Annotated in this window: 23 protein-coding genes; 11 read left to right on the top strand and 12 right to left on the bottom strand. The window is 69.3% G+C overall.

Features of this window, described 5'->3' with window-relative positions:
* Positions 1-3: 3 nt before the first annotated feature.
* Together VFL28_11100 and VFL28_11095 are read left to right on the top strand one after the other, a co-directional pair.
* Positions 4-789, top strand: coding sequence for an ABC transporter permease (locus VFL28_11100; protein ID HET7265207.1), 786 nt, complete (start codon positions 4-6; stop codon positions 787-789).
* A gap of 3 nt (positions 790-792) precedes the next feature.
* The gene (locus VFL28_11095; protein ID HET7265206.1) at positions 793-1563 is read left to right on the top strand and encodes an ABC transporter ATP-binding protein; all 771 of its coding nucleotides are present in this window, start codon (positions 793-795) and stop codon (positions 1561-1563) included.
* Here the strand turns inward: VFL28_11095 and VFL28_11090 are convergent.
* The 8 genes from VFL28_11090 to VFL28_11055 form a co-directional block, all read right to left on the bottom strand.
* Entirely contained in the window at positions 1556-2566 is a 1011-nt protein-coding gene (locus VFL28_11090) for an LLM class flavin-dependent oxidoreductase (GenBank protein HET7265205.1), read from the bottom strand. The genes VFL28_11095 and VFL28_11090 overlap by 8 nt on opposite strands.
* A 25-nt stretch (positions 2567-2591) precedes the next feature.
* Entirely contained in the window at positions 2592-3041 is a 450-nt protein-coding gene (locus VFL28_11085; GenBank protein HET7265204.1) for a DUF3830 family protein, read from the bottom strand.
* Positions 3038-3547 (bottom strand): DUF3830 family protein, encoded by a 510-nt coding sequence (locus VFL28_11080; GenBank protein HET7265203.1) that lies wholly within the window; start codon positions 3545-3547, stop codon positions 3038-3040. The genes VFL28_11085 and VFL28_11080 overlap by 4 nt, the downstream gene beginning before the upstream one ends.
* 5 nt (positions 3548-3552) lie before the next feature.
* A complete protein-coding gene (locus VFL28_11075) occupies positions 3553-4020 on the bottom strand; it encodes a DUF3830 family protein (GenBank protein ID HET7265202.1) in 468 nt (155 codons plus the stop codon).
* A gap of 155 nt (positions 4021-4175) precedes the next feature.
* Positions 4176-4706 carry a hypothetical protein gene (locus tag VFL28_11070; protein ID HET7265201.1) on the bottom strand — a complete coding sequence of 177 codons (531 nt, stop codon included), beginning with the start codon at positions 4704-4706 and terminating at the stop codon, positions 4176-4178.
* An 11-nt stretch (positions 4707-4717) separates the two neighbouring features.
* Positions 4718-5218, bottom strand: coding sequence for a DinB family protein (locus VFL28_11065; protein ID HET7265200.1), 501 nt, complete (start codon positions 5216-5218; stop codon positions 4718-4720).
* A 10-nt stretch (positions 5219-5228) separates the two neighbouring features.
* On the bottom strand, positions 5229-5936 hold the full coding sequence (locus VFL28_11060) for an RraA family protein (protein HET7265199.1): 708 nt from the start codon (positions 5934-5936) through the stop codon (positions 5229-5231).
* Positions 5937-5948: 12 nt separating this feature from the next.
* Positions 5949-6548 (bottom strand): LysE family translocator, encoded by a 600-nt coding sequence (locus VFL28_11055; GenBank protein HET7265198.1) that lies wholly within the window; start codon positions 6546-6548, stop codon positions 5949-5951.
* Between the two features lie 39 nt (positions 6549-6587).
* On the opposite strand from VFL28_11055, the gene VFL28_11050 reads away from it, so the two are divergent.
* The gene (locus tag VFL28_11050) at positions 6588-7475 is read left to right on the top strand and encodes an AraC family transcriptional regulator (protein ID HET7265197.1); all 888 of its coding nucleotides are present in this window, start codon (positions 6588-6590) and stop codon (positions 7473-7475) included.
* Here the strand turns inward: VFL28_11050 and VFL28_11045 are convergent.
* The 3 genes from VFL28_11045 to VFL28_11035 form a co-directional block, all read right to left on the bottom strand.
* Positions 7458-7856, bottom strand: a complete 399-nt coding sequence (locus VFL28_11045; protein HET7265196.1) for a DoxX family protein — start codon at positions 7854-7856, stop codon at positions 7458-7460. The two genes, VFL28_11050 and VFL28_11045, sit on opposite strands and share 18 nt — an antisense overlap.
* Positions 7857-7936: 80 nt before the next feature.
* Complete coding sequence (locus tag VFL28_11040) at positions 7937-8833, bottom strand: 5'-3' exonuclease H3TH domain-containing protein (GenBank protein HET7265195.1); 897 nt, start codon at positions 8831-8833, stop codon at positions 7937-7939.
* Complete coding sequence (locus VFL28_11035; GenBank protein ID HET7265194.1) at positions 8808-9095, bottom strand: DUF2277 domain-containing protein; 288 nt, start codon at positions 9093-9095, stop codon at positions 8808-8810. The genes VFL28_11040 and VFL28_11035 overlap by 26 nt, the downstream gene beginning before the upstream one ends.
* Before the next feature lie 142 nt (positions 9096-9237).
* Between VFL28_11035 and VFL28_11030 the strand changes: the two genes are divergently transcribed.
* From VFL28_11030 to pip, 3 genes are all read left to right on the top strand, one after another.
* Entirely contained in the window at positions 9238-10191 is a 954-nt protein-coding gene (locus VFL28_11030) for a DMT family transporter (protein HET7265193.1), read from the top strand.
* A gap of 113 nt (positions 10192-10304) precedes the next feature.
* Positions 10305-10634, top strand: coding sequence for a tRNA-binding protein (locus VFL28_11025; protein HET7265192.1), 330 nt, complete (start codon positions 10305-10307; stop codon positions 10632-10634).
* A 19-nt stretch (positions 10635-10653) separates the two neighbouring features.
* A complete protein-coding gene (pip, locus tag VFL28_11020; protein ID HET7265191.1) occupies positions 10654-11616 on the top strand; it encodes a prolyl aminopeptidase in 963 nt (320 codons plus the stop codon).
* On the opposite strand, the gene VFL28_11015 is transcribed toward pip, so the two are convergent.
* Positions 11588-11965: an STAS domain-containing protein gene (locus VFL28_11015; protein ID HET7265190.1), complete on the bottom strand. Its 378-nt coding sequence runs from the start codon at positions 11963-11965 to the stop codon at positions 11588-11590. The two genes, pip and VFL28_11015, sit on opposite strands and share 29 nt — an antisense overlap.
* Positions 11966-12074: 109 nt before the next feature.
* Here VFL28_11015 and rbsK point away from each other — a divergent pair, with 109 nt between their 5' ends.
* The 5 genes from rbsK to VFL28_10990 all read left to right on the top strand — a co-directional run bounded on the left by rbsK (position 12075) and on the right by VFL28_10990 (position 17930).
* On the top strand, positions 12075-13046 hold the full coding sequence (gene rbsK / locus VFL28_11010; protein HET7265189.1) for a ribokinase: 972 nt from the start codon (positions 12075-12077) through the stop codon (positions 13044-13046).
* Between the two features lie 25 nt (positions 13047-13071).
* Positions 13072-13608, top strand: coding sequence for a putative metal-dependent hydrolase (locus tag VFL28_11005; protein HET7265188.1), 537 nt, complete (start codon positions 13072-13074; stop codon positions 13606-13608).
* 148 nt (positions 13609-13756) lie between these two features.
* Positions 13757-14431, top strand: a complete 675-nt coding sequence (locus VFL28_11000) for a YceI family protein (protein HET7265187.1) — start codon at positions 13757-13759, stop codon at positions 14429-14431.
* 92 nt (positions 14432-14523) lie between these two features.
* Positions 14524-16527, top strand: coding sequence for a S9 family peptidase (locus tag VFL28_10995; GenBank protein HET7265186.1), 2004 nt, complete (start codon positions 14524-14526; stop codon positions 16525-16527).
* A complete protein-coding gene (locus VFL28_10990) occupies positions 16524-17930 on the top strand; it encodes a dipeptidase (GenBank protein HET7265185.1) in 1407 nt (468 codons plus the stop codon). The genes VFL28_10995 and VFL28_10990 overlap by 4 nt, the downstream gene beginning before the upstream one ends.
* The last annotated feature ends 10 nt before the right edge of the window (positions 17931-17940 follow it).

Here is a 17940-nt window from a genome sequence, read left to right as displayed (position 1 = left end):
GGCGTGGCGCCGATCGGCAGCCCGAGAAAACTTGGCCTGCCGGGGCTGGCCGACTACGGCCTGCCGATTCTCTCTTTCGTCGCCGGCATCGTCCTGTGGCAGCTCGTGGTGCAGCTGTTGCGAATCCCGGCGTACCTGTTCCCGTCGCCCTTGGCGATCGCGCAAGTCTTCTTCACCGGCCACGTCAACTGGCTGCAGCAGACGCTGATCACCCTGAACGAGGCCGTCACGGGCTCCGTAATCGGCATCGTCGTGGGTTTTGCGATCGCCCTCGTGATCACGCTCTCGCCGATCCTGAGCAAGATCCTCATGCCGTACATCGTGGCGCTTCAGGTACTGCCGAAGGTGGCGATCGCGCCGATCATCTACATACTGCTGGGCTTCACCAACACGTCGAGGATCCTGCTGATCGTGATCCTCACGTTCTTTCCGATCGTCATCAACGTGAGCACCGGCCTGACCGACGTCGATCGCAACCTGATCTACCTCCTGCAGTCGCTCCGCGCCGGCAGGGCGACGATCTTCTACAAGGTGCGGCTCCCCAATTCCCTTCCGTACTTCTTCGACGGACTGAAGATCGGCGTGTCGGGCGCCCTGGTCGGCGCGATCGTCGCGGAGTTCGTCAGCTCCAACGCGGGCCTCGGCTTCCTCATTCTGAACTCGCAGTATACGTTCAACACCGTGGCGGCGTTCGGCGCGTTCACCATCCTGACGGCGCTGGGCCTGCTGCTGTACGGCATCGTCGTGGTGCTCGCGCGGCAGCTCATGCCGTGGTACCGGTCGAGTTAGGACATGAACTCCGTCGTCGTCCTGGAGCACGTCAGCAAACACTACACGACCGTCAAGGGGAACGAGGTCCAGGCGGTCAAGGACGTCTCCCTGTCGGTGCGCACGGGCGAGACCGTCGCGATTGTCGGACCGAGCGGGTGCGGTAAGAGCACGCTCCTCCGCCTGATCGCGGGGGTCGAGCAGCCCGGAAGCGGGAGCATCCGCCGGGAGACGGCCGGCGGGCAGTTCGTCGTCGGGTACGTCTTCCAGGATTCGAGCCTGATGCGGTGGAGGACCGTCTACGACAACGTCAAGCTGCCGCTGGAGGTCGTCAAGAAACAGGATTTGGGGACCGTCGACCGGCTGATCGGCATGGTCGGCATGAAGGGGTTCGAGCGGAGTTATCCGATCGAACTGTCCGGCGGCATGCAGCGGCGGGTCTCGATCGCGCGCGCCTTCGTGCACGAGCCGTCGATCGCCCTGATGGACGAGCCGTTTACCGGCGTAGACGAACTGACCAAAGAGGCCCTGCAGACCGAGCTGGGCACCCTGATCCGAACGCTCCGCGCCACCGCCCTGCTCGTGACCCACGACATCGAGGAAGCGGTTTTCCTCTCCGATCGGATCCTCGTCATGTCGCCCAGGCCGGGCGAGATCGTCGAAGAAGTGCCGGTGCGCCTGCCGCCCGCCAGAGATCCGGCGATGCGCTCCCACGTCGAATTCGTCGCCGCGGCCAACAAGGTCCGCGCGAAACTCCTGGAGATGCATGCGATGCGGGTCGACGCGGCTACCTGAACCTCGGCATCACTTTTTCGGCGAACGGCACGATCACTTTCTCGTGCTCCACCTCGGACCGCGGAGCGGAAAAGCACCGCAACCAGATCTCGTCGATGCCGAAGGACCTGATCTCTTCGATTTTTTTGATGCAATCCTCGGCCGTGCCCGCGACCGAGAACCGCTTGATGACCTCGTCGGTGAGATACCGCCGGTCCCGGTACGCCGCCTCCAGCCCCGCCCGTCCCCGCTCCCGGCACTGCACGAGGAAGGGCGGCAGGGCTTCGTCAAAGCCCTCGAGGATGGCGGGGTAGGCCTCCGGGGAGGTATTCACCAGCGCCTGCGTTACGAACGGCCTGACGTTCTCCACGGCCTGCCGTCCGTCGTCGGAGATCGAGGTGTAGACCCACGAAATCAGCCGGACGTCCTCCAGGCGCCGGCGCGCCTTCCAGGCTCCGGCCCGCACCCGCTCGATCGCGAACGCCAGCTGCGCCTTCGACACGTAGGTCGCGATGATCGCGCCGTCCGCGATCTCGCCCGCGAGCTCGAGGTTCAGCGGACTTCTGCTCGCGATGAGAATCGGGATGTCCGGCCGCACTTCAAACCGCAGGCGGGCGTTGGTGAGCTTGAACAGCCGGCCGTCGAAGTTGACCGCTTCACCGCTGAACAGCCCCCGCACCATGGTGATCGTTTCGCGGAGGGCCTCGTTGACATGCTTCCGCTCGAGGTGCATCTCCGCGAATCCGGATCCGCCGGCGCCCAGGGCAAGGAGGGCCCGCCCGCCCGAAAGTTCGTCGAGGCTCGCGACGGCGGTGGCGAGCATCGCCGGGATCCGGCAGTACGGATCGGACACGCACGGTCCGAGCTTGATCGTCGTGGTGCTCAGAGCGTCGGCGGCGAGCGTCACGAAGACGTCCTTCTCACCCGAAAATCGCTGATCGGCGTGGACGAAGTGTTCGAAGCCGAGTTCCTCGGCCAGTCTCGCCACCGAAACGACTTTCTTCAGCGGCTCCACCGGCGCCATGCCGAGTCCAAACCTGACCATCGGACTAGGCGAGGCTGAGGCGCATCTTCCCCATGCCTTCGCGACGCATCCGCGGGGCCTCGTGCGCGAGGGCGTCGATCCCCTCGGTGATCCTCCCGACGAGATTCGTCGCGAGCGGGCCGTCGATGCCCCGTACCGCGCTGTCACGCTCGTAGATGAAGCCGATGACGAGCACGTCGCGGACGTGCCTGGGCCACTCGGGTTCGACGAAGATGGCCGGTTTGTAGTACAGGAACAGATCACCGACGGTCTGGTAGATCGTCTGATTCTCTTCCGGGACGCGGCCGGGAGTATCGAGCACGGCGTAAACTTCGCGGCCGTTCTCCATGCTGTGGATCGCCTGCGCCTCGATCGGAAGCATCTTCTTGAGCCATTTCGCGCTCTCGGGCGCGTCCTGCTCGGCCAGTTCCGCGAACGCCTCGACGCTTCCCAGCGTGATTTTCACCCGCGTCATTGGTCGAGTCTCCTCACGACGAGCTTCTGCAGGCCGTGATGGCGGATCGCTTCGCACTTCCGCGCGAAGGCCTTGGGGATGTCGATGAACGCGGCGAAGAGCGTGGAAACTTGAAGGATCGAGTCCCGGCCGCTGCGCGCCGGGTCGTCCGCGGCCCGGCCTCCGGCGGCGGGGTCGCCGTAGAAGATGGCGAGCTCGGACAGCTCCCGCTGGAACTCCGCGCTGTAGGCCAGCTGCTTGCCGCGCGACATCCGGGGGGATCGCCAGAAGTACACGATGTCACCGGGTGCGGTGGTGCCGCGCCGGGCCGGCCCTTCGGGGGGCAGTCGAAGGATCTTCTCGCCGTGAAGATGCAGCATGATCTCGCGGCTCGACCAGTTGGCGTGGATCGCCATCCCTTCCAGCGGCAGCGCGTTCCAGACGGCGTCGCAGGTCTTCGGCACGACGTCGTCGTGCATCTCGGCGACGGCGCTCGTTCCGCTCAACTCGAAGAGCAGCTTCCTCATCCCGGTCACCCCAATTTCTCGATGAGGAGGTCTTTTTGGCCGCGGTAGATCATGTCTTCGCACGCCTCCGCGAAGCCTTCCAGACCGGCGGAGATGTTCGCAAAGAGGTTGACGGCTTCCGGGCCCCGCGGCCCCTGCGGCCGCGTGTCCCGGTCGTAGACGATGCCGATCTCCGCCGATTCGGCTCGCCCGTAGGGCGAGCCCCGGAAGTAGTGCGCGGGCCTGTAGTAATAGAAGATGTCGCCCGGAACGGGCAGGTAGGTGAGGACGTTTTCGGGCGGCAGCACGAACTTGTTGTCGAGGTGGGCCAACACCAGATGCCCGGACCAAATGTCGTGAATCGCCTTCACGCGCAGCGGCAAGAGGCGCCAGATCGCCTCGCAGGTGTCGGGGCAGTCCTCGTCGAGAAGGTCGGCGATCGCGGAGATGTCGTCGCCCGGCAAAGAGATCCGGATTTTACGTGACAGACGCACTCCCCCTGTGTTCGGCGCGGTAGCGAGGGTCTTTCGAGTCTTCTCTCCCGCCCGCCGGACTCCCCGCTGCCGGCGACTCGGCCGCTATCGCAGGAACCGGCGCAGCTCCGGTCCCTTGCCCGGCTTCGCTTCGCACCGATTGACGCGTGTGATGCTCATGTTCCGCGCCCGCCGTGCCGGCGTCTTGTTACAAAGACGTGCCACGTGACCGCGTCCCAGGCATTATGGATCCCGATGAACAACAACACCAGCACCGCCGTCGCGACGCCGAACGGGGCCTCGCGGACGTGAGCGCCGGCCGCGTACGCCGATGCGGTCAGCAACGCGTAGGCGACAATAGGAAGCACGGCATGGAACGCCCAGTCCTCATAGTCCGGGCGATATGACGTCTGCGCCCGCATGCGCCGGCACACGATGCCGGAATAGCCAAGCCCACCGAGGCCGACGAGTCCCAAGAACAGCGCCGCGGCGCCGCTCCCCGGCCACGGAGCGCTCAAACCGGCCGAGAGCAGCAGCGCGGCCGCGAAGTGCATGATGGTCGGTGTCGCAAACGCGCTGCCGGCCTGCGCCGACGCGACCGGCGTGTCGGCAATGAGCGTCATGACGACGAACTGCAATCCGATCAGCGCGCCGGCGGCCGACCCGACGATGACATAGAAGTTGTCCCAGCCCGCGAAGGGTCCCATCCCATCACCGATCAGGGACGTTCAGCGCGGGCGCGCGCGATCACCTCTTCCATGCGGTAACCGAAGATCTGCGGCGCGCCGATGCCGGCCGCCGACAGCCGGCTGTTCAGCTGGCTGCGGTGATGAATCTCGTGCTCCGCCATGCCCATCAGCAGGCGCCAGACCCGGACCTCTCGGCCTTCGAGATCCCGAACCCGGTCCCGCAGCCGCGCATCGGGCAACGCCAGAAGCCGAGGCATCTGCTCCCGGTGAGTGGCGGCCAAGAGCTCGCGAGACGCCTCGAGGTCGAGCCTCGGTCCGGGGTCGAGCGCGTCCGTCCAGCGGTCTTCAGCCACTTTGACCACGAAGAACCGTTCGGCGCCGGCGAGATGCCGGATGATGGTGCCGCAGTCGAGTGCGCCCGGCCGGGGCGCCCAGTCGAGGATCCCAGGCGTGACGCGGTCCACCGCGGCGAGCGTTCGGCGGCGGACACCCTCGAAGTACCGAACGAACTCCGGGATCGACGTCAGCACGACGCCGCTCCTACTCTTCGATCGCGCCGCCGATGCGGCGCAGATGATCGCGAAAGGTAACGGACGGAGTCACCGCGCGCCGATCGAGGAACTCCCGAAACCGCAGCTGCGCGCGCAGCGACGAGCCGCGGCGCATCTTCTCCGACTGGACGCGCTCGGTGTCCCGAATCGACCGGGCGAGGACCGCGATCTCTTGCGCCCTCGCCGCGGGCACGAAGACGATACCGTTCGCGTCGCCGACCGCGACGTCGGCGGCGCCCACGGTCCATGGACCGACGCGGGCCGACCGCAGAGCATCGGCTTCACGCGGGTCCAGCCGCAGCGGGCCCGTCGGGCACCCGCCGAGGCTGAAGAGCGGCAGTTCGATTTCCAGGAGTTCGGGCGTGTCGCGGTGCAGGCCCCAGATGACGATCCCCGCGAGTCCCGCCTGCTTCGCTTCCAGAACGATCAGATCGCCGACGCACGCCTCGTCCAGGCGGCCGGCGTTGTCGATCACCATCATCTCGCCCGGGGACGTCTCTTCCAACGCTTCGAGGAAGATATCGACGCTGCCGTAGTGGCGGACGGGGCGCACCGGGCCGGCCGCCCGCTTCGCCGGATCGAGCGCACGAACGCCGGCGGGGGCGCAGCGCACTTCCACGCCGGTGCGGAGGCACGCGTCGGCGACGTGCGGCGTGGTCAGATCTCGGAAGAGGGCGGCCGTTGCCGTGGCGTCCATGGTTCCTCCCCGTCAGCGCAGAATGAGCACAATCGAGAGCACGAGTAGCGCGGCCATCGCGCCGTTGAACAGGCGCCGGCGGCCCGGGCTGTGGAGCAGGCGATGCACCGCGGCGCCGAAGGCCAGCCACGGGAAGCAGCTCGGCAGGGCGGCCGAGACGAAGAGCGCGCTCAGCAGCGCCGCCTGTGCGACGGGACTGCCGGCGCCGGCCGTCATGAACGTGCCCGCGGCGCTCGCGCTGACCAGCCACGCTTTGGGATTCACCCATTGAAAGACGGCCGCGTCCAGGTAACCGAGCGGCCGTCCGCCGGGCGCCGCGTCGATGCCGCCCGACGCCGTGGCAATCTTCCACGCGAGCCAGAGCAGCACCGCCGCGCCGCCCCAACGGAGGGCCTGAAGCACGGCCGGATGTCCCAGCACCAGGCTGCCGAGCCCGGCCAACACGCCGAACAGCATAAGCCCCATGCCGGTCGTCTGGCCGAGGAGACACGGGAGCCCTCGCCGCACGCCGACCTGTGCGCCGGTCGCCGTCAACATCACGTTGCTGGGGCCGGGCGTGCCGGCGGCGGCCACGGCGAAGAGCAGGAACGCCACCGCCTGGCCGGTAGTCATTGAACGCGGCCCTTAGGGAACCGTGGGAGAATCGTCGCCATGCGTTTCAAGCACACCACATCGGCCGGCGAAGGTCTTGAACGATCGTGCCGGGAGCCGGGACGGCAATGGATCGCAAGCGCCGGCCCGCTCGACGGGGTCGAGCTCTTCCGGGCGTCCTTCGCCGGCGAGCGCTACCGGAAGCACCGCCACGCCACGTACGCGATCGGGCTCACCGACTTCGGGCTACAGGTCTTCGATTATCGGGGCGCCGTCCACGCGAGCGCGCCGGGCCAGGTCACGGTGCTGTACCCAGACGAGCTCCACGACGGGCGCGCGGGCGGCGAGGCAGGCTTCGGATACCGGATTGTGTATGTAGAGCCCGCACGGCTCGCCGACGCGGTTCGGGTGGTCTGCGGACGGCCCTATCCGCTGCCGTTTCTCAGGGATCCGGTATCGGGCAACGTCCGGCTCGCGCGGGCGATCACCGAGGTATTCGCAGCCGGCCTCGAGCCGCTCGCCGTCGACGACCTCGTGGTAGAACTGGCGGAAGGCCTGCTGGCGGGAGAGCGCGCCCGCGGCGCACCTACCGCCTCGCGGCGGGTCGACACACGCGCCGTTGAACGCGCGCGTCAGCTGCTCGACGTCGAACGAACCCGGACCGTCCGCTCGGCGGAGCTGGAGGCTGTGACCGGGCTCACGCGCTACGATCTCGCCCGCCAGTTTCGGGTCGCGCTCGGGACGAGCCCGCACCGTTACCAGCTGATGCGCAAACTCGAACGCGCCCGGGAGGCGATCCACCGGGCGCGTTCGCTGGCCGACGTGGCATCCGATGCGGGCTTTGCCGATCAGGCCCACTTCACACGGGCCTTCGTTTCTGCTTTCGGGCTCACGCCGGGCCGCTACCGGAGGCTGCGGCGTCCCCTGTTCTTACCGAAAGCCGGTTAGCTCGGGACCGAGCCGTCCAGGCTCCGCCGCGCCGGTCCCGGCGCGGCCGCACACCACGAATACGGCTAACAGCCCCACCGCCCCGGGGACGAGGGCGGACAGCCCGCCGCCGACGGCCAGCGTGACCACCGTCGCGCCGATCATGACTACCGACAGTCCGGCGGCGGCGAGCGGCGTCAGATCCTCCGCGATGTGAAGCACGCCCGGCAGGATCAGACCCAGCGCGCCGAGGATTTCGGCCGTTCCGGTGAACCGCAGGAACCAACCGGGAAGCGGCATCTGTTTGGTCATCATCTCGAGCGGCAGCACCAGCTTCATGGTGCCGGCAAAAAGGAACAGGGCGGCGAGCAGGGCCTGCACGATCCAGAGCACACGGTTCATGGCGGGGCTCCCTTCCGGCTTCGAGTCTCTTTCATCTCGTAGTCGGACGGCCCCGGCCGAAATCGACAATGGAGCGCGGACTAGACGACCGGCACGGCTTGCGCCCGCCTCAACAGGCGGGTGTCTCCAAGGCGCTCGGCCCAGGCCGCGAAGGCTTCCGTCGGCCCGCGCCACCGCAGGTCCTCCACGCCCTCGAAGAGCGGAGCGTCCATCCGGAGGGTCGCCAGGTTTTTGAACAGCAGCGCCGACCTGCGCGCAGAGGCGGGGAGCGCGTCCGGCGGAAAATCCTCGATCGCGCCGTACCGGTTCACGAGGCGCGCGGCCTTGACCGGGCCGATCCCCGTGATGCCCGGGTAGCCGTCCGCCGAGTCGCCGGTCAGCGCCAGGAAATCGGGGATCCGGGCCGGCGCGACCCCGAACTTCGCGCGCACGCCGTCTTCATCCAGAATGCGCCCGCTCTTGCGGTCCGCCTGTACGACCCGCTCGCCCCGCACGCACTGCGCCAGGTCCTTGTCGGGCGTCCAGATGCTGACTTTGGCGACGCGGCCGTCCCCGGACGAGATGCGCGCCGCGGACGCCAGCGCGTCGTCGGCTTCGAGCTCGACCATGGGCCAGACCGCCACGCCCATCGCGGCGAGCGCCTCTTCGAGCGGATGGAACTGCCGCAGCAGCGCGGGCTCCATGCCCGCGCTCGTTTTGTATCCGGACCAGAGCGTGTTGCGGAAAGATTCCACGACGTGATCGGTCGCCACACCGAGGTGCGTCGCGCCCGTCTCGATCATCTGCAGCACCGTGGAAAGCACGCCGGCGGCGGCGCCGAGCGGCGGATCGTCGCCCTTCGTAAACCGGCGCAGGCCGTAGAAGTGCCGGAACAGCTCGTACGTGCCGTCGAGCAGATGAACGATGATCCCGCCGCCGGGTCCGGCACCGGCGGGCGTCGCCGCCCGTCCCCTAGCGGCGCGCGGGCGAGGGGGCACCGAACCGCTCCGCGGCGCGGGCCTTCGCCTTGGCGGCTTCTTCCTCCCGGCTCTTCGGCGGCGCGCTCGTCTCGAGCGACGCGAGGAGGCGGGCGGCCGCCGCCGCGACCTCATCCACCGCGGCCACGAACGCCGGCTCGTTCGCCCGTGACGGCTTGGCGAAACCGCTGATCTTTCTGACGAACTGCAGCGACGCGCCCCGAATCTCCTCAGGAGTCGCGGCCGGTTGGAAGTTGAACAGCGTCTTGATGTTCCTGCACATCGCCGACGTCCTCAAGGGTGAGACATGCCCGGGCAAGCGAGCGGCGTGACTCAATCTTACCTCTTGGTGCCGCGGCGGGCTGCACCGGTTTGTCCGCCCGAATCGGATAGCCCGTCGATACGTTCCGGGCTACCCTTGCCGCATGAACACGACACTTACGCCGCGTCAGCAGGCCGGCATCGATCTCGTCGCGCTGCTGGTGGTCTCGATTTGGGGCATGAGCTTCGCTTTTCAAAAAATCGCGCTGCTACAGTTCGGGGCGCCGGGGTTCATGTGCCTGCGGTATCTCGGCATGCTCGCGTTGAGCTGGGGCGTCTTCCTCGCGCTCCGGGAGCGAGGGGAGCCGGTCGGGCTCGCCAAGGGCGACCTGCCCGCCCTCGCGCTTGTGGGCGTGATCGGCTACACCTTCTACATTCCGCTCAGCACGTTCGGCCTCAGCTACACCACGCCGTTTGCCAACGCGCTGCTGATCGCGCTCGCGCCGCTCTTCGCGATGGCGCTCCTGCGGGGGCTGCGCCTCGAGACGGTCGGACGCGCCCAGTACGCGGGCATGCTCGTGGCGCTGGCCGGCGCGGCCATCTTCGTCCTGCCGGCCCTCCGGCTGCGGGCCGACCAAAATTGGATCGGCGACCTGCTGAGCCTCGCCGGCGCGGCGTTCTTCGCCGGCTACACCGTGGCGAGCAGGCCGCTGCTCTCCCGCTACCGCCTGCCCGCGATGATGGCGTACACGCTCACGATCGGCACGGTGCCCGTCGTGCTGCCGCTGCTGCCGTGGCTCTTCCGCCTTCCCTGGAACGCCATCACGCCGGCGGGATGGGCTGCGTTCGCGTGGACGGTCGTCGTACCCGTCTACGTCGCGTGGACGCTGTGGAACTGGACGATCGGGCGCATGGGCGTCGCGCGGGCCTCGGTGTTCATGTATCTGGTGCCGGTCGTCGGCGGCGCCACGTCGTGGGTCCTCTTCGGAGAAGGATTCGGGCCGCTCAAAGTGACGGGCGCGCTGCTCATCCTCGCGGGGCTCAGCGTTGCGAGGCGGCGGGCGACGGCCGAATCGGCCCAGGCGCGCCGGCTGATCGCGCGCTACGCGGGAAGGTGACCATCACCGTAGCTCGCCGCTTTGTCTTTTCGGTAGCATGGGAGGTGTGGCCCGGCGGGCCACACCTCTCCATCGAAAAACGGAGATCACCGGGGGGATGGCGCGTGCCACCGATCGATCCGCTGGAGGCGTTCCGGGCGCTGGACCTTCGGGTCGGGCGCGTCGCGGCCGCGGAGCCGCTCGAGGGCGCCCGGAAGCCGGCGTACAAGCTGACGATCGATTTCGGTCCGCTCGGCGTGCTCGGGTCGAGCGCGCAGCTTACCGAGCTGTACCGCCCCGAGCAGTTGATCGGCCGCCAGGTGATCGCGGCGGTCAACCTCGGCGCGCGACGAATCGCCGGCTTCGCGTCGGAAGTCCTGGTGCTCGGCGTACCGGACGAGGAAGGCCGGGTCGTGCTGCTCGCGGCGGAACGGAACGTACCGCCGGGCGGGCGGGTCTACTAGCGCCGCCTCGAGCCACGCCGTGCCCCCGCTCTTTCCCGAGATTGAGCCCTACGACCGCGGTACGCTGGACGCGGGCGAGGGACACCGCGTGTATTGGGAGACCTGCGGCAACCCGGCCGGCAAACCCGCGGTCGTGCTCCACGGCGGCCCCGGGTCGGGGTGCGCGCCCTGGCATCGCCGGCTCTTCGATCCGGCAGCCTACCGCGTCGTGCTCTTCGACCAGCGAGGCTGCGGACGCAGCACGCCGCACGCCGGAGAGCCCTCCGCCGACCTTGCCGCCAATACCACGGCGCACCTGCTCGGCGACCTCGAACGGCTTCGCCGCCGCCTCGGCGTCGAGCGCTGGCTCGTGCTCGGCGGCTCCTGGGGCAGCACACTTGCGCTCGCCTACGCGGAAACGCATCCCGAGCGTGTGTCGGAGATCGTCTTGTTCGGCGTGACCACGGGGCGCCATCGGGAGTTCGATTGGTGGTTCCGCGGCGGCGCCGCGGTGCTGTTTCCCGCCGAGTGGGAGCGGCTGTGCGCCGGACTGCCGGCGGACCGGCGCGGCGACGTCGTCGGCGCCTACGCGCGGCTGCTCAACGATCCGGACCCCGCCGTCCACCACAAGGCCGCGGCCGATTGGTGCACCTGGGAATCGGCGGGCCTCGCGTGGCCTCCGGAGGGGCGCCTTGCGCCGCGTTTTGCGGATCCACGCTACGCGCTCGCCTTTGCACGGCTCGTCACACACTACGTCCGGCACAACGCCTGGCTCGAAGACGGCGTCCTTATTCGAGGCGCGGGCGCGCTCGCCGGCGTTCCGGGCGCCATGGTGCAGGGCCGCCTCGATTTCGGGGCCCCGATTGCCTGGGCGTGGGAGCTGAGCAAGGCGTGGCCGCGCGCCGAGTTGGTGGTCGTGCCCGGGGCCGGGCACGCGGGCGATCACCCGGGCATTTCCGCGGAACTGGTCCGTGCTACGACTCGGTTTTCGAGGGCTCGGTAGGGCGCTCGCGCCGCGGCCCGCGCACCTCATGCGAAACCGCGAGGTCCGCGACGACCGGCATGAGGCGGTTGAGGCCGAACCGCTCGACAAGCTGCAGCGTCGGGCGCGCGGCGACCAGCGTCAGCGCGCAGCCGAGACGCTCGGCGCGCTGCCCGGCGCGCAACAAGATGTGCAGCCCGACGCTGTCGATGTAGCGCAACCCCCGCACGTCGATGATCAGACCCCGGCGCGCGTCGATGGCGCTGAAGAGCGCGTCTGCCAGCATGTTCGCGTTGGTCAGATCGATATCGTCGAACACCCGGAGAACGGCGCCCGCGTCGGTCTCTTCGAGCCGATAACTCACCTTCATGGCCGGCTATTACAGACTGTACCCGGGATCGCCGCAAACGTCGCCCCCAGTGCCGCGGCAAGGGGCGGCGCCGCGCATCTTCGATTGGGGGGAGCGTGAGGTCCGCCCCGTGAATTCGCCGCCGCGCGCGATCCGCATGCCGGAGCGGGAGCCGCGAATCTGCGTCGCCGGCGCCACCAACGTGGACCTCATCGCGAAGGTGTCGCGGATTCCGGCGATCGGCGAGACGCTGCCCGCGGACGCGTTCCACGTCGACTGCGGCGGCAAGGGCGGCAATCAGGCGGTCATGGCCCGCCGGCTCGGCGCGCGCGTGACGATGGCATCGAGGGTCGGACGGGATGTCTTCGGCGAGCGCGCCGTCCGGAACTACGAAGACCGCGGGATCGACACCGCGTTTGTCTCGTGGGACGACGAACAGCCGTCCGGCGTCGCCGCGATCCTCGTGGACGGCGACGGCCGGAACGCGATCGTCTACGTGCCGGGCGCGAACTACGCGCTCACCCCGGCGCACATCCGGGCCGCGGGCGACGCGATCGCGCAAGCCGACGCCGTCGTCTCCCAGCTCGAGATCCCGCCGGCGACGACCCAGGAAGCGCTGGCGATCGCGCGGCGGGCGCGGCGTCCGGTCACGATCCTCAACCCGGCTCCGGCGGGGGCGATCTCGGGCGACCTGATCGAGCTCTGCGACGTGATCGTACCGAACGAGCTCGAGGCCGAGGCCCTCACCGGCGTCGCGGTGCGCACGCTCGATGACGCGGCCGCCGCGGCGCGGCGCCTCCGCGAGGCCGGGGCCCGCGCGGCCGTGATCACGCTCGGCGCCCGCGGGGCGCTTATCGCCGACGAAGGCGGCACGGCCCACATCCCCGGCCTGCGCGTCGGCGCGGTGGACACGACCGGCGCGGGAGACGCGTTCATCGGCACCCTGGCGTACCTGCTCGGCGCCGGCGCGACGCTGCGCGAGGCCGCACGCTTCGCCAACGCCGCCGCGGCGCTGTCGGTGACGAAGATCGGTACGCAGGCGTCCTTCCCGTCCAGGGCCGAGGTCGAAGAATTGACCGCCCGGCTCGCGAACATCACATGACGCAACGGACGGAGGTGTGAGAGACATGCACGCGCGTGCGATCCCCGAACCCCCGCAGTTTCCGGCCGGACCGTTCGTCCCTCTGGAGCGCTACGGACCCGGCGACCTGCGCGACTGGATCGACGAGATCGAGCGCGCGCCGGCCCGCCTGCGCGACGCGGTGGCCGGCCTCGGCGACGCGCAGCTCGACACGACCTACCGGAACTGGACGATCCGGCAGATCACGCACCATCTCGCCGACAGCCACCTCAACATGTACGTGCGCGTCCGGCTTGCGCTGACGGAAGAGCGCCCGACGATCAAGCCGTACGACGCCAGCCTCTGGTCCGCGCTCGCCGACGCGCGGACCGCGCCGGTCGCGCCGTCGCTCGCGATCATGGAGGGGATCCACGCGCGATGGGGGCTGCTGCTGCGCTCCCTTCCGGAGAGGGCGTTCGCGCGCACGTTCTACCATCCGGAGAGCCGCGCCGACGTGGCGCTCTGGCAGGGCCTCGCGACGTACGCGTGGCACGCCCGCCACCACACCGCGCAAATCGCATGGGTCCGGGCACACAAGTTGTGAACACCGGGTAGCGATCTCGTGAAAATTGATTCACAACCGCGCCCCTCGGGAACGGGAGAACGCGCCGGCGGCGTTAGTGAGGGTAGATAAAGAGGGAGCGACGCGGGCGGCGTCATTTCCAAGGAGCGTCCGAAGGAGGGGCACTGTAATGCACAAACGGATTGCCGCGGTGATTGCGGGGATCACGCTGGTCGCCGCGGCCGCGTTCTGGCAGGCGACCGGGGGCACCGCGCCGGTCGCGCACACGCTCGCCGCCGCTGCGCCGGCGCCGGGCTCGGCGAACGCGCAGCACTTCGTCATCGATCCGCGGGCGTCGGAAGCCTCGTATCACGTCGGCGAGACGCTCTTCCGCGACAACACATTCCAGGTCGCGGTGGGCGTGACGCACGGCATCCAGGGCGACGTGTACGTCGACCGCGCGCATCCCGAACAGAGCCGCATCGGAACGATCACCGTCGACGTCAATCAGTTCACGTCGGACAACAGCCACCGCGACAACGCGATTCGGACCCATTGGCTGGAGTCGAACGCGTACCCGACGGCGACGTTCGTCCCGACCTCCATCGAAGGACTGCCGAAGACCTACGCCGCCGGGCAGACGGTCCCCGTGAAGATCGCCGGCAACCTCACCGTTCACAACACGACGAAACCGGCGACGTTTACCGGGACGCTGAAGCTGTCCGGCGACACGCTCACCGGCACGATGCAGTCGACCGTGCTGATGAAGGACTTCGGATTCAATCCGCCGAGCATCATGATGCTGCAGACCGAGGACAAAGCGCTGCTGGAGTTTCAGTTCACCGCGCATCCGTTCGGCGCCTAGCCCGCGCCCAAGGCGCCCAGACCGCCGTCGTTGAAGCGTATCCTCATCTCCGCGGGCCGGTCTCGCGGCCGGCCCCGGGGGAGGAGGATCCGTTGCCCACGCCAAGACGTCCGATCGCCGTCGACGACATTCTAAAGTGGAAGATCGCGGGGCCGCCCGCATTGTCCCCCGACGGCACCCGCACCGTCTGTCCGCTGACGATCGTCGACGAACCCGCGAACGGCTACCAGACGCATCTCTGGATCGTCGACAGCAGCCACCCACCGCGCCAACTCACCACGGCCCGCGCCCGGGACACCGGCCCGCGCTGGTCGCCGGATGGCAGCCGGGTGGCCTTCCTCTCGGACCGCGGCGGCTCGAAACAGATCTGGGTCATCACCGTGGACGGCGGAGAGGCTCGGGCGGCGACGGCCGGGGCGCTCGCGCCGTCTGAGTTCGCGTGGTCGCCGGACGGCAAGTCGCTGGCGTTTACGGGCAAGCCCGAGCCGGCGGCACGCGGCGAGCAAAGCGACGTCCGCGTCATTTCCCGGCTTCACTACAAACAGGACGGCGAAGGCTTTTGGGACGGCCGATGGAAGCAGATCTTCGTCGTCGCCGCCTCGGGCGGCGAGGCGCGGCAGGTGACCAAGGGTGACTATGATCATACGGGCCCCGCCTGGTCGCCGGACGGCGCGCTGCTCGCCTACGCCGGCGACAACTCCCCGGACGCCGACCTCGACGAGCGCACCGACCTCTGGATCATCCGGGCCGACGGGACCGGCTCGCCGCGCCGCCTGACGCAGCGGATCGGCGCGGTCGAGTCCCCGGCGTGGTCCTCGGACGGACGGTCGATCGCCTATCTCGGGCACGACAGCGCATGCGGCGGGGCCACGCTCTCACAGGTATGGGTCGCGACGCCCGACGGCGGCGCGCCGGTCTGCCTGACGCGCGGGTACGAGGGCAGCATCGGGCACCACATCGGAAGCGACGTCCGTTCGCAGCCCGGCATGGGCGGGGTGACGTGGTCGCCCCGCGGCGACCGGCTCTACTTTCTCGCGACGGAGCGCGGCGACTGCCAAGTCGCCTCGGTGGGAGCGGACGGCGGCACGGTACGGCTCGAGACGGCCGGCGAGCACGACCTCGTCGGCTGCTCGCTCGACGCCGCCGCGCGGCGGGTGGCGTGCGTCGAGGCCGACCCGCTGACGCCCGGGGAGCTCGCGGTCGCCGACCTCGGCAGCGGACGGCCGGCGGCGTTCCGGCGTCTCACGGCGTGGAACGCGCCGATCGCCGAGGCGCTCTCGCTCGTCCGTCCAGAGCGGTTCGAGTACAAGACGCCGGACGGATACGTCTTCGACGGCTGGGTACTGAAACCGGCGGCGGCCGCGTCCGGCCGCCGGGTACCCGCGGTGCTCGAAATCCACGGCGGACCGCACGGCGCCTACGGGCACGCCTTCTCGAATCAGTTCCAGCTGCTGTGCGCCGCGGGCTACGGCGTCGTGTACGTGAACCCGCGGGGCAGCCACGGCTACGGGCAAGCGTTTCTCGCCGCCACGCACCACGACTGGGGCGGCGGCGACTACGAGGACCTGATGGGCGCGCTCGACCGGGCGCTGGCCGTTCACGAGTGGATCGATCCCGAGCGGCTCGGCGTCTGCGGCGGCAGTTACGGCGGCTACATGACCAACTGGATTCTCGGCCACACACAACGGTTTCGGGCCGGCGTGACGCTGCGCAGCACCTGCAACCGCTACAACCACTTCGGCACCGGCGACATCGCGTATCTCGGCGCGCGGTGGGAGTTCCCCGGCGCGCCCTGGGAGTCGCCGGAATTCTACCTCGAGCGCTCCCCGATCGCATACGTGCGGCAGATGAAAACGCCGCTCCTGATCCTGCACGGCGAGAACGACTACCGCTGCTCGGTCGAGCAGGCAGAGCAGCTGTTCCTGGCGCTCAAGCGCCAGGGCACGCCGACGCTCATGGTGCGCTTCCCGGGCGAGAGCCACGGCATGTCGTCGTCCGGGCAGCCGCGGCATCGCACGGAGGAGATGACGCACCTGCTCGGCTGGTTCTCCACGCATCTCGGCGCGCCGGTGGGCGCGCGCGAGGCAAAGGGGTGAGCACAGTGGACTACGCGGCGGCGGACGCCTATCTCAGCCGGCAGCGCGAGCGGCACCTTGGCGAACTGCAGGAGTTCCTCCGGATTCCGAGCGTGAGCGCCCTGCCCGCGCACCGGCCGGACATCGTGCGGGCGGCCGAATGGCTGGCGGCGCGCCTGCGGGCGACGGGCGTGCCCGAGGTGCGCGTGATGCCGACGGCCGGCAGCCCCGTCGTATACGGCGCGTGGCCCGTGCGGCCCGGCGCGCCGACGATTCTCCTCTACGGGCACTACGACGTACAGCCGGTCGATCCGGTGGCGCTCTGGCAGACGCCGCCCTTCGAACCCGCGGTCCGGGACGGCCGGCTCGTCGCCCGCGGCGCGAGCGATGATAAGGGCAGCCTCTTCATCCCACTCCTGGCACTCGAGGCGGTTCGCAGCGTGACCGGCGGTCCCCCGATCAACCTCAAGTTCATCTTCGAGGGCGAGGAAGAGACCGGCAGCCCGAACCTCGCGCCCTTCCTGCACGATCAGCGGGAACTGCTCGCCGCGGACGTCACGGTCAGCGCGGACGGCGGGCAGTGGGACGTGGAGACGCCGTCCCTCGCGCTCGGCAACCGGGGCCTGACGGGGCTGCAGATCGACATCCGCGGCGCGTCCACGGACCTGCACTCCGGCACCTACGGCGGCGCGGTTGCGAACCCGCTCCACACGCTGGCGGCGCTGCTCGCCGGGATGCACGACGCTCAGAACCGGGTGACGGTCGCCGGCTTCTACGACGCGGTCCGGACGCTCAGCGCGGCCGAGCGCCGGGAGCTGGCGCGCGTGCCGTTCGACGAAGCGGGGCAGCGCCGCGAACTCGGCATCGCGCAGTTCATCGGAGAACCGGATTACACGCCGCTCGAACGCACCTGGATCCGGCCGACGCTGGAGGTCAACGGCATGTGGGGCGGCTTTCAGGGCGACGGCAGCAAGACCGTCCTGCCGAACGAGGCGCACGCCAAGATCACATGCCGCCTGGTCCCCGACCAGGATCCGGATCAGATCGCGGAGCTGGTGGAGCAGCACGTGCGCCGCCACGCCCCCGCCGGCGTAACGCTGACCGTGACGCGCTCCAAGGGCAAGTCGCGCCCGTACCTCATGCCGTCGGACCATCCGGCGCTGACGGCGGCGGCGAAGGCGCTCCAGGCGACCTACGGCAGGGAGCCGGTGCGCGTCCGCGTCGGCGGCACGCTGCCGGTCGCCGATCTGGTGAAGCGCGAACTGGGGACCTGGCTCGTGTTCTTCGCCTTCGGCGAGCCCGACAATCTCGTCCACGCGCCGAACGAGTTTCTGCGCCTCGGGACGTTCGACCGCGGCACGCGTGCCTACGTGCGCTTTCTGGACGAGCTCGGCCGGTCGGACGCCGCCGGCCTGAGGGCGTAGCCGCCCGCCG

The organism is bacterium, assembly GCA_035691305.1.
Lineage (GTDB): Bacteria > Sysuimicrobiota > Sysuimicrobiia > Sysuimicrobiales > Segetimicrobiaceae > DASSJF01.
The sequence above is the reverse complement of the archived record's forward strand: the minus strand, read 5'-3'. Positions and strand labels throughout refer to the sequence as shown.